Here is a 12,354-nt window from a genome sequence, read left to right on the forward strand (position 1 = left end):
TACAGCATTTACCCCATCATTAAACGTTAAGTAATTTTAAATGAAAAACAATAATTGGTCAATCAATCAAGGGATGAATATTGTTTTGGGCGTTATCTTTATTCTTGCGATCCTCTTGTCTGCTTATACAATGGCTGCGATTGCCTTTCCTTATTTGGTACCACCTTTTCCTACCGATATTGATTTTTTGGAATCAAAACAGTGGGTAGTGGACGAGTGGCATTGGTTGGCTGCTTTTTACATTCATATCACTAGTGCTGTATTGGTGTTGGCAGCGGGACTGACTCAGTTTTCTAAGACCTTAATGTTTAAATACCCTCAATGGCATCGAGTTATTGGAAAAATCTATGTTTTTTTGGTTTTGGTGGTTGCTGGTCCTTCGGGATTTGTTATGGCTTTTTATGGCAATGGAGGGTTTTGGGCTCGTTGTGCCTTTGTGGCGCAAGCTGTTTTTTGGTGGTGGTTGACCTATAAAGCTTATCAGACCATTAAACAAAAAAAATTAAGAAAACATGGCAAATATATGCTGCGAAGTTATGCCATGACGTTATCGGCTATTTCATTGCGGGGAGCTACTTATATCGTCTCTGCTTGGAAGATGAAGCATGGAATATTTTGCCCCAATGCAACCTATCAACTGCTCTGTTATCCTGATTTTTATATCTTGGTAGCTTGGTTGAGTTGGATCGTCAATCTTATGGTAGCTGAATTTTTAATCGTTCTAGGGATAATGAATTATTATTTTCCTAAAGAAGCACAAAAAGACAAATAGTATATGAAGTTTTTAATGGTATGTTTAGGCAATATTTGCCGTTCGCCATTGGCGGAAGGAATTCTAAAAGCAAAAGCAGTAGCAGGGCATTTAGAGTGGGTAATCGACTCTGCTGGTACGAGTGCTTATCATGCAGGAGAGTTGCCTGATCGTCGTTCTATTGCGATTGCAGAATCGTATGGTATTGATATTACCGATCAACGTTCTCGTCCAATAACCCCTAAAGATTTAGATGACTTTGATGTAATTTATGTAATGGATAGCAGCAATTATAATAATGTGATGGAGTTGTGTGAAAATGCGGAGCAGCAGTCAAAAGTTCAATTGATTATGAACATGGCTGAACCTGGAAGAAATATTGCGGTGCCAGATCCATACTGGGAAGATGATGGCTTTAGAAATGTTTATTTGATGTTGGATAAAGCCTGCACTGCCATTCTAGCAGAGTATCAATAATGCGCTTATTAGAATTTGAAAATTTGAACATGTTAATTATTGCATGTTCAAATTTCCAAATTTAAAAATTATAGTTGTAGCGATTACATTCCCCCACTTGTGTTAAGGGTTTCGCCTGTAATATAGCTGGATAAATCAGAAGCTAAGAAAATCGCAACATTGGCAATTTCTTCTGTTGAGCCAAAGCGTTTTAAGGCTGTAGATTGGATCATTTGTTCTCTGATTTTCTCCCCTAATTCCTCGGTCATATCTGTAGTAATAAAACCAGGAGCAATTGCGTTGCAACGAATATTTCTAGAGCCAACTTCTTGAGCAATAGATTTTGTAAATCCTATCATTCCTGCTTTTGACGCAGCATAATTGGCTTGTCCAGCATTTCCTTTTAGACCTACAATAGATGAGATATTAATAATAGAACCGCCACGAGCTTTGAGCATAGGGCGCATAATGCATTTAGTGAAATTGTAAATGGACTTTAGGTTGTTGTTCATTACATCATCCCAATTGTCCTCTGTCATTCGCATCAATAAGTTATCACGTGTGATACCAGCATTATTGATTAGAATATCAATTTTACCAAATTCTTTTATTACATCATTAATAAGCTCTTGTGTTTGTTCGAATGAGCTAGCATCAGAGGCAAAGGCCTTGATTGTGGTACCATGCTCAGCAGCCTCTTGGACTACTTGATTAGCACGATCAGCAGATGAACGATAAGTGAAAGCGACATGAGCTCCATGTTCGGCAAATTTTTTCACCATTGTTGCTCCAATACCTCTTGAGCCACCTGTGATAAGAGCTACTTTGTTTTCCAAAAGTTTCATAAACCTGAAAGATGTTGATTTTATAGAAATAACTGACTAGCAGATATGTGTCCTAAATAATGTATGAATATAATCAATTTGTTGTAAGGCAATAATCTAAGTATAAGACTTCCTTATAATGTTAAACCAAAACTACAAAAATTAATAGTGTTCTTTACCTAACTGTGCGCAATATTAGTTAAAAAAGCTGAACTCTTTTAACAAATACGCAAAAGGTTTAAACTTATGCTATTATATTTCGAAGGAATATCTAATGTTTTTCTAGGAGGCTGGGATAAATAACTTGTTGGTAGAATTGCTAAATATTTAGATCAGCTCTTGCTTATAGAACCATCAGTTTTGTTATATTTACAGAAAATATGAAGTTATGAAATTTAAAATGCCAATATCTATTTCAGATATAGGAGAATTAATAGGAGCAAAGATTATAGGAAATAGTGACATTAAAGTTACTTATTTGAGTGAAATTCATAAGGTAGAAGAAGGGAGTTTGATGTTTGTGGATAATGAAAAATATTATAGCCAAGCAATCTATTCTACAGCAACGGCAATTATCATAGACAAAGAGGTAGACTGTCCAGAGGGAAAAGCCTTATTGATTGTTGACAAACCTTTTGAAGCATACAATCAATTAGCTTTACATTTTAACCCCTTTGTTGCCATTCAATCCAACATCAGCCCCACTGCAATTATTGGAGAAAATACAATCTTAGAACCAGGGGTCGTTGTCGGAAATCATGTGACAATTGGAGATAATTGCTTGATTCGAGCAAATACCGTGCTTTTAGACAATACTAAAATTGGTAACCATGTAATCATTCATGCCAATTCATCAATTGGAAATGATGCCTTTTACATGAATAAAAAAGCAGATCAATCCTATCAACGTTGGCACTCCATTGGACGGGTAATCATTGAAGACAATGTAGAAATTGGAGCAAGTTGTACGATTGATAAAGGTGTTTCTGGCGATACCGTAATTGGAGAAGGAACCAAAATTGATAATTTAGTACATGTCGGACATGGGGTACGAATTGGAAAACATTGTTTGTTAGCTGCTCAGGTTGGCATTGCTGGCAAAACAATTATTCAAGATTATGTAACCATCTATGGACAAGTGGGAATTTCTAAGTCATTAGTTGTTGGGGAGGGAGCTACCATCTTGGCGAAAGCTGGAGTACCTAAATCTATTCCTGGTGGCGATAAAGAATATGTTGGGATTCCTGCTGGTGAATCTAGAGCTAAATTTAGAGAAATGGCTGCCTTGCGTCAATTGCCCGAAATTGTCAAGAAAGTAAATGAAATATATACCGCACTATTTAAAAATAAGAAAAAAGATAGCTAGAAATTGTTCCTTTACTTAAGTGAGCATGAAAAAGTATTCCTAGATTGTGTTAAGATAAATACAAACTCTCATAGAATCGGTATTATTGCGAACTGCGCAGCACTCATGAAATAATGTCCAATACCTTACAACCAATACAATCTTTTTGGTGCAGGACAAGCGGTTTAGATGCTTACTGTCTTTATTTTTTGTTCTAAACTTTTGTCCTGTACGTAGAATATTCTTACTTTATAGATTATTCTTTGCTTTCCTTCTTTTTAGTATTTCGTGGGAAAATCGCATTAGGTTGATTATTAGGAAGATAGAATTAAATTGTTCAAGATTTTAAAATACTGATAATTAACCTGATGTACGAACGATAGTGAGCTGCGTCAGCTTGCAGCTAAAAGCTGCAAAGGAAAGGCACTGATTTTTTGTCTTTTTTGCCAAAAAAGCAAAAAAATCCACGAACTGTTACTTCTTTTACAAAAGAAGAGAAATTGTAGTTTGCCCTTCCCAAAATACTGGCAAAGAATTTGGAATACCCTAACCATTGTAGAATCCTTAGAGCATGTTTGAATTTTATATTGTTCAAAACCAGTGATTTTTGCGGGACTGTTTAGTCACTAACAAAGTGTTTTTTGTCTAGCAAGGCTATCAAGCTGAAAAAGCGATAGACAGAATCAAAACCAATCGTTTGTAGTTTCAAGATAAAATTTAAAATGTACTCTTATATTTATTTAATTACTAAAATCAATTCGAATGAAACGTATTGCTCATCTTTTTAGTATAGTAGCTATTGGTTGCATGTTATTAATGTCTTCTAATCTTTCTGCTCAAACCTCAGTCAATGGAAAAGATTGTATTGGTATTTGGAAAACCGTAGATGATGAATCAGGGCGAACCAAATCTCATGTCCAAGTTTTTAAAGTAGGGGATAAGTATCACGCAAAAATTGTTAAATTATTGGACCCCAAATCTCTAGAAGATAGTGGAGAGGAGCGTTTTGAAGATATAAAATGTACTAAATGTCCTGCTGACCATGGCAAAGATAAACCCTTATATGGTTTAGAAATTATTTGGGGAATGGAAAAATCTTCAGATAAATGGAAAGGTGGCAGCATCATGGACCCTAAAAAAGGAAAAGTTTATACTTGTACTATGTGGATGGATGAATCCGATAGCTCAGGAAATCAACTTTCTGTTCGTGGCTGGGTTGGCTTTTTCTACCGTACGCAAACTTGGTATCGAGTAAAATAAATATTCGAGCAATAATATAATACAGAGGTGCTGCTATAACAGATAGTAGTACCTCTTTTTTTGTTTAGTATTATTGGTATTCAGAGAATAATAACCTGAATTTTCCATTGTTGGCTGTTTGAGAGACAGTACCTCTTGAAAGGACAAAATCAAAACGACCTGATATAGTAAATACTTTTTCGCCAGAGCCTAGAGTTGAATGGTAATAAACAGAATCAATTTGTACAAAACTACTAGAAGAATCATTGTAAATGCGCTCTGTAAATAAATCATTTTCTGTGGGACCTGCTGAGTGGTAAATGTGCATAGTGGCACAAGTTTGATAAGGGTTCATAGGATGTTTTATAGGAAGTTGTTGACCAATTAGCCCTGTCAAATCTGCTTCTAAAATGGGGTGTTGTTCAAAATGCAAGCTGAGCAAAGCATTCATTGAGGTAGAGGAGTCTGGAACGTAGGAATCTGTCGCATAATTTTCCAGCGAAGGGCTTAAATGAGAGATGTGATAACTTGTCCCCATAAAGGCTTGTTCTGCTCCATAGCTTTGAGGGACACCATTTAAATCAAAATTAATATAGTATGGGTGTTGAGGGCTGTTGTTTAGAGGGCTGTTGTCTTTTGTACAAGCAGGGAAAATACTGGCAATAAAAACTAAGATCACCAATGAAAAAAAGTATTTGTTCGGCATTAGCATTTGGTTTTAAGGTTTAGTAATAAAAATAACAACTAAAAATACATTTATAATTTAGAACGATATAAATGACTACTGGGCTTTAACAAATTAAAAAACATTAACGATAAAGGACATAAAAAAAAGCTGCTCATAACAATGGGTTATGAACAGCTTCTAAGAGAGGGATAAAACCTCGGCTTATAAATCCAATAATAAGGTAACAGGATCTTCCAACAGTTGTTTTACTTTTACTAAGAACGTAACCGAAGAGCTACCATCAATGATTCTGTGATCATAAGAGAGTGCTAGGTACATCATTGGACGTATTTTTACCTCACCATCAATAGCCATTGGGCGTTGTTGTATGGTATGCATTCCCAAAATAGCAGATTGAGGTTCGTTGATGATTGGTGTACTCATCATAGAACCAAATACTCCACCATTGGTAATGGTAAAGGTTCCGCCCTGCATTTCTTGAAGTGTTAAGCTTCCTTCTCGTGCTTTTTTTGCCAAGCCTTTGATAGAACCTTCAATTTCTGCAAAATTGAGTGATTCTACATTTTTGACAGGAGGAACAACCAAACCTGTTGGCGTAGAAATAGCAATCGATATATCTACATAATCATGGTAAATAATAGATTTCCCATCTTCTCCAATTTGTGCATTTACAGCAGGCATTTCCATTAATACTTTGGCACAAGCTTTAGAGAACAAAGACATAAAACCAAGTTTAATACCATAGCGTTCCACAAACTTGTCTTGGTATTTTTTGCGCAGTGCCATAATTTCGGTTAAATCAACCTCATTAAAAGTGGTCAACATTGCCGTATTGTTTTTGGCAGAAACTAGACGTTTTGCAATTGTACGACGCATCCGACTCATTTTTTCGGTGCGTTTTTCTCGGCTAAAGGCAGCTATTGGAGCAGCAACAGGAGCCGCTTCTTTTTCTACTTTTTTAGGAGCAGTTGGTGCTGGTTTAGCAGGAGCTTTGGATTGGTTGTCAATTGCTTTTTGAACATCATCTTGCGTAATACGACCATCTTTGCCCGTAGCAACAATTGCATCTGCCTTTAAGTTGTGCTCATTCATTAGTTTTTGAGCCGTAGGAGAAGGGTGACCGCTAGCATAAGAATCAGATGTGGTCGATTCTGTAGTAGGCGTTTCTGTAACAGGTGTAGAACTTACAACTTCAGGGGTTGTTTCTGAGCTACTATCGCTACCACCTCCCGAAACACTGGTATCAATTTTTGCAAATACTTCACCAATTGGAATATCATCTCCTTCTTGAGCTACCCAAATCAACTTCCCTGCTTTTTCAGCAGGAACTTCTACTGTTGCTTTGTCAGATTCAAATTCGCAAATGATTTCGTCTAATTCTACATACGCACCATCTTCTTTTATCCAAGAAGAAAGTGTAACCTCTGTGATGGACTCACCAATAACTGGTACTACGAGTTCTATGATACTCATTTGTATAATGATAATTATAAACGCCAAACCTAATCATTGTTGTTTCAAACGATTGAGTCAACGGTTTTATTAAAAAGTATAATTTTTATAACAGTTTTTCTCAAAAGAAATAGCAAATACAAAAATGAAATATTGAAGTTGTTTAAAAATGATCTTAACACCTACGATCCAACCATAGCAGCCATCGGATCGGCAGCTATTTTTAGCCCCGTAGCTTCCAGCTACGAAACAAAAAACGAGCTTTGCCCGATAACTACTAGCTTTGATCTCGAAAATCAACAACATTTTTAAACAACTTCATTAACTACCTCTATGATATACTACAAAAATTGTCAAAAAAAGTTAGAAAAAGAAATAGAATCAAGGCATTATTTTACTTTTGTGCTAGACAAATGCATTGTTTTTTTTTCATTTGTATGATTCTAGAACCAAAAAACGAAAATAAACGACTACAATCGAAGTCCAAATCATCGAAAAATGTGCAGAATAACAGGATTTTGGGATTTAAATTATGACCATAGCTATTCCTTAGAAGAGCGATTATTGGCCATGCGAGATAGTTTGCAACATGGCGGTCCCGATAGTGCAGGGAAGTATATAGATACTCAAAATGCTTTGGCATTGGGACATAGACGTTTGTCTATTCTGGACTTGACGGCAGCAGGACATCAACCGATGTTTTGGAAAGAGTGGGTGATTGTCTTTAATGGAGAGGTCTATAACTTTATGGAAATTCGTCAATCACTAGAGAAAAAAGGATTTTCGTTTGAGACAAAGACAGATACAGAGGTAATCTTAAAAGCTTTTAAGGCTTGGGGAAAAGAAATGGTGACCCGATTCAGAGGCTTTTTTGCATTTGCTATTTTTAATACAACAACTCAAAAATTGACCCTTTGTCGAGATCGAGTAGGAGTAAAACCACTATTTTGGTACTGGAAGGATGGTTTGTTTATGTTTGCTTCAGAACTAAAAGCATTTCATGAACACCCCAAATTTGACAAAACGATTAGTATTGAAGCGGTATCTTTGTATTTACAGCAAGGTTATATTCAGTATCCATATTGTATTTTTGAATATGCCCACAAGCTACCAGCAGGGGCTTATCTGGAGTTGACCCCCAAACAAAGCCCTCAAATTGAGAAGTATTGGGATGTGCAAGCGGTCTATGCCAATACAAAGATTAGTACAAAAACAGAAGCGGAACTAGAGGAAGAGTTAGAAGCAATTTTGACAGATAGTTTTGAATTGAGAATGGTTGCAGATGTTCCCGTAGGAGCCTTTTTGAGTGGTGGAATAGATTCCTCTTTGGTTACGGCATTGTTACAGAAGAAAGAAGGCAGACAGCTAAAAACGTTTACCATTGGGTTTCACGATAAAGAGTACAACGAGGCTCAACATGCCAAGGCTGTTGCTCAACATCTAGGAACCGATCATCACGAATTTTATTGCACCGAACAAGATTTTGAACAAGTAATTCCCCTGTTGCCAGATATGTATGATGAGCCTTTTGGCGATAGTTCAGGCATCCCTACCTATTTGGTCTCCAAAATGGCAAGAGAACAAGTTACGGTAAGTCTTTCTGCGGATGGTGGCGATGAGATTTTTGGTGGGTATACAAAGTATGAAATTACTCAAAACTTTTATCCCAAAATAAAAAAGATCCCTTCTTTTATGCGTTCTATGTTGGGGAAAATGAGTGCTGGTATTGATCCGCTTTGGTTAGAGCGCAATAGCTCAAAAATTCCAATTTTAAAAAATTATAAAAACATTAGCAACAAATACCCAAAATTGGTCAATGCACTGGGGGCAAAAGATCAGTTGGATTTTTTTAATATTTCCTCCACTTATATTGCACAAAAAGATTTATTGCGTTTGTTACCAACGTATCGCAAGCGTTATGAAACTCGTCAAATAATTGAACAAGATCGTTTGATTTCCTACCTTGGTATGGTTGATATAGATACCTATTTGGAAGGCGATATTATGACAAAAGTAGATCGTGCAACCATGGCAGTAGCATTAGAGGGACGAGATCCGTTTTTGGATCATAAAATTATTGAATTTGCGATGCAATTGCCCGATTCCTTGAAGATTAGAGGAGTGGATACTAAATATTTGCTAAGAAAAATTTTATATAAATACGTCCCTAAAAATTTAATAGAACGACCCAAACAAGGCTTTTCAATCCCTGTTCAAAAATGGTTAATGAATCATCTAAAGGAGCAGCTCTTGGTTCTAAAAAACGATCAAGATTTCTTAGACAGTTTTCATTTAGAACAGAAGGAAATCAATCAAATTATTGATAATTTTATACATCAACAAGCGTATATCAATCCACATTTTATTTGGTTTTTGTATACCTTACATCAATGGTATTATCGTTGGATTAAAAAATAGGAGAATTTTTACATTGATTAGAAAACAATAAACAAAAGCAGCATGTACGCAACAGCTTATCATACAACATCTTTAGAAGATAAGACAATTTTAATTACAGGAGCCGCAGGCTTTATAGGATCTAACCTTGTCGAGTATTTATTAAAATACAAGGTTGGAAAAGTAATTGTTTTGGATAATTTTTTGACAGGTTATCGATCTAATGTAACGCCTTTTTTAGACCATCCCAATTATGAGTTTATAGAAGGAGATATAAGAGATTTGGAAGTCTGTATGAAAGCTTGCGAGGGCGTTGACATCGTTTGTCACCAAGCTGCGATGGGGTCTGTTCCTCGTTCTATAAAAGAACCCTATGCCACAACAGGACATAATGTAGATGGTTTTGTTAACATGGCATTTGCTGCCCATCAACACGGCATCAAGCGTTTTGTTTATGCTTCTTCGTCCTCTGTTTATGGCGATGAGCCCAATTTGCCTAAGGTGGAACATAGAATTGGCAAGCCACTCTCTCCTTATGCCATTACTAAACTATCCAATGAATTGTTTGCGGAGAATTTTGGACGTTTGTACGACATGGAGTTTATCGGCTTCCGTTATTTTAATGTTTTTGGTCCTCGTCAGAGTCCTAAAGGGGCTTATGCTGCTGTTATTCCATTGTTTGCAGAGGCTTGTATGAATGACAAAGAAGTCTTTATTAATGGAGATGGAGGACAAACACGTGATTTTACATTTGTTGAAAATGTGGTTCAGATTAATATTAAGGCAATGTTGACCAACAATCCAGAAGCAGTTAACCAAGTCTATAATGTTGGATGTGGCGGGCGTTATACCGTTCAAGAATTATTTGAAGGGGTTCGAGAAGCGGCTGGCGTACCCGAAAAAGAGGCCATTCACCGTGCGCCAAGAGCTGGGGATATTCGGGATTCTCAAGCAGATATTTCTAAAGCTAGGAAATTGTTGGGCTATGATCCTCAATTTGATTTTAAAGAAGGCTTAAAAATCACAGTAGACTATTTTAAGGATTTGGTATTGGGTTAAACTTAAAAAAGATGTTATTTTAGGCTGCTCTTTTTACCCATGAATCGATTGGTCTAGCATACGTTTGGTCAAAAAAAGAAAGCATCTCTTTAGGAAGGTAGTCTGGAATCTGAAAGATTCCAATAAGATTATTATTGCTAAGTGGGATTATAGGAAAGGTATTAAAGAGTTTTTGTTTTAACTTTTTAACCTCTTTTAAATATCCACTTATGCGTATTTTATGTATTGTATCTATCTTAATAATCTATTGCCAAAATATCCAAGCTCAAATACTGCCTCAAAGTCGTAGCGTAGACTGGACGTTAGCTGGTCTTCGTTCCGATACCTTAACAGGATTAACGGTTTTTGACATGCAAACATTAGGGGCAGTAGGAGATGGTCTTAGTCCTAATGATGCGGTAATTAGCAACTTTTTAGCGACTTATTTTGGTGCAGGAGCAATTTTAGAATTCCCAAGCGGGCAATTTTTATTTAATAACAGCATCACCTTACCCTCTAACTTTATCATTAGAGGACAAGGGGCAGATAGCACCACTTTTTTGATGGATTTAGGAGGGAGTGGTCATGCTATTTCTGTACAAGGAACCATAAGTTCTGATACGTCAAGGCTTATTCAAACAGTAACAAAAGGGAGCCGCCAATTGGTGGTGTGGAATGCAGGTAGTTTAGGGGCAGGCGATTGGCTTCAATTGAAACAAAACGATAGCGATTGGATTACTTCCAGTTGGGCAGAACTCCAAACAGGGCAGGTCGTTCAAATAGATAGCCTAGCAGGAGATACGCTCTGGTTGGTTTCTCCTTTGAGAATGGATTATGATACCACTTGTCAGGCTTATTTTCAAAAAATCAATCCACAAAAAAACATAGGGATAGAATGCCTGAAAATCAAACGAATTGATGATACGGCACCACAGCAAGGTTGCAATGTTTTGTTTAAATATGCTGTGAATTGTTGGGTAAGAGGAATTGAGTCAGAGAACTGCACTTTTTCGCATATAAAAGGCGAACAATCGTCTAATTTATACATTGCAGAATCTTATTTTCATCATGGTTTTAACTATGGAGGTGGAGGTCGTGCCTATGGGGTTGTTTTTCAACATGCAACAGGAGAATGCCTAGCAGAGAACAATATTTTTGAACATTTAAGGCATTCTATGCTATTGCAAGCAGGAGCAAATGGAAATGTGTTTGCTTATAATTACTCCTTAGATCCATATTGGTCTACTTCACCCAATAACTCCGCTGGAGATATGGTTTTGCACGGCAATTATGTTTATGCCAACTTGTTTGAACACAATGTTTGTAGAAATATTGTGATTGACAATTCCCATGGTCCGAATGGTCCGCACAATACATTTTTTAGAAATAGGGCAGAAGGCTTTGGTATTTTTTTTAGTGCAAGTAATTCCCCCGATCAAAATTTTTTGGGCAACGATATAACAAATACAGCTTTTCCCTACAGTCTTGTAAATTATACGATTCAGGGATCGGGGCATTTTGTTTATGGGAACAATGATAAGGGAAGCATCAAACCAGCGGGGACACAAACGTTGGGCGATTTTAGTTATGCTTATACTAGTCAGCCTAGCTTTGTTCCCAATCACCAATGGGCAAAAATAGGAACGCCTAATGTACCTGGGGCTAGCGGAATTCCTGCCTTGGATCGTTATACCAGTCAGCTTATTTTTGATGGCGTTTGCACCTCAAGCCCTCCAACACCAATTAAAAAAATAGTGCAATCAAATGCCGATCGTATTTATCCTAATCCTACCAGTAGTATTTTTAATATAGAGAGTCAAAAGAAGATAGAGAATGTGTATATTTGCAACGAATTAGGACAACTTGTGAAAGTTCAAGCGCTAAAAGGGCGGTTTGGAAGCATTAAACTAGAAGGATTGAAGGCAGCAGTTTACTTTATAAAAATAAAATATGAGGATGCTAGTTGCTCGATTCATAAAGTAATAAAAATAGACTAATCATTTTATGGATTATTTCCTTTTACTGAAGTTGTTTAAAAATGTTATTGATTTTCGAGATCAAAACTAGTAGTTATTAGCTTAATCCATTAATGTACTAACATTAAGCCAGCTCGAAAGCTCGTTTTTTGTTTCGTAGCTATGAACTAACACAAAGTCTGATAGAC

General features: G+C 36.6%; 10 protein-coding genes. 7 read left to right on the forward strand and 3 right to left on the reverse strand.

Annotated elements, in window-relative coordinates:
- Positions 1-40 precede the first annotated feature (40 nt).
- Positions 41-772, forward strand: coding sequence for a DUF2306 domain-containing protein (locus AsAng_RS26525; RefSeq protein WP_264790164.1), 732 nt, complete (start codon positions 41-43; stop codon positions 770-772).
- A 3-nt stretch (positions 773-775) separates the two neighbouring features.
- On the forward strand, positions 776-1,228 hold the full coding sequence (locus AsAng_RS26530) for a low molecular weight protein-tyrosine-phosphatase (protein ID WP_264790165.1): 453 nt from the start codon (positions 776-778) through the stop codon (positions 1,226-1,228).
- Positions 1,229-1,311: 83 nt separating this feature from the next.
- On the opposite strand, the gene fabG is transcribed toward AsAng_RS26530, so the two are convergent.
- Positions 1,312-2,052, reverse strand: a complete 741-nt coding sequence (gene fabG / locus AsAng_RS26535) for a 3-oxoacyl-[acyl-carrier-protein] reductase (protein WP_264790166.1) — start codon at positions 2,050-2,052, stop codon at positions 1,312-1,314.
- 367 nt (positions 2,053-2,419) lie between these two features.
- On the opposite strand from fabG, the gene AsAng_RS26540 reads away from it, so the two are divergent.
- Together AsAng_RS26540 and AsAng_RS26545 are read left to right on the forward strand one after the other, a co-directional pair.
- The gene (locus tag AsAng_RS26540) at positions 2,420-3,397 is read left to right on the forward strand and encodes a UDP-3-O-(3-hydroxymyristoyl)glucosamine N-acyltransferase (RefSeq protein WP_264790167.1); all 978 of its coding nucleotides are present in this window, start codon (positions 2,420-2,422) and stop codon (positions 3,395-3,397) included.
- A 741-nt stretch (positions 3,398-4,138) separates the two neighbouring features.
- Entirely contained in the window at positions 4,139-4,636 is a 498-nt protein-coding gene (locus tag AsAng_RS26545) for a DUF2147 domain-containing protein (protein WP_264790168.1), read from the forward strand.
- 70 nt (positions 4,637-4,706) lie between these two features.
- Here AsAng_RS26545 and AsAng_RS26550 read toward each other — a convergent pair whose 3' ends face one another.
- Positions 4,707-5,321 (reverse strand): hypothetical protein, encoded by a 615-nt coding sequence (locus AsAng_RS26550; RefSeq protein WP_264790169.1) that lies wholly within the window; start codon positions 5,319-5,321, stop codon positions 4,707-4,709.
- Positions 5,322-5,504: 183 nt separating this feature from the next.
- Positions 5,505-6,776 carry a 2-oxoglutarate dehydrogenase complex dihydrolipoyllysine-residue succinyltransferase gene (gene odhB / locus AsAng_RS26555; RefSeq protein ID WP_264790170.1) on the reverse strand — a complete coding sequence of 424 codons (1,272 nt, stop codon included), beginning with the start codon at positions 6,774-6,776 and terminating at the stop codon, positions 5,505-5,507.
- 477 nt (positions 6,777-7,253) lie between these two features.
- Between odhB and asnB the strand changes: the two genes are divergently transcribed.
- From asnB to AsAng_RS26570, 3 genes are all read left to right on the forward strand, one after another.
- Entirely contained in the window at positions 7,254-9,173 is a 1,920-nt protein-coding gene (asnB, locus tag AsAng_RS26560; protein ID WP_264790171.1) for an asparagine synthase (glutamine-hydrolyzing), read from the forward strand.
- Positions 9,174-9,215: 42 nt separating this feature from the next.
- The gene (locus AsAng_RS26565; protein ID WP_264790172.1) at positions 9,216-10,211 is read left to right on the forward strand and encodes an SDR family oxidoreductase; all 996 of its coding nucleotides are present in this window, start codon (positions 9,216-9,218) and stop codon (positions 10,209-10,211) included.
- Positions 10,212-10,420: 209 nt separating this feature from the next.
- Entirely contained in the window at positions 10,421-12,187 is a 1,767-nt protein-coding gene (locus AsAng_RS26570; protein WP_264790173.1) for a T9SS type A sorting domain-containing protein, read from the forward strand.
- The last annotated feature ends 167 nt before the right edge of the window (positions 12,188-12,354 follow it).

It is taken from the genome of Aureispira anguillae (genome assembly GCF_026000115.1).
In the GTDB taxonomy this organism is placed as follows: domain Bacteria; phylum Bacteroidota; class Bacteroidia; order Chitinophagales; family Saprospiraceae; genus Aureispira; species Aureispira anguillae.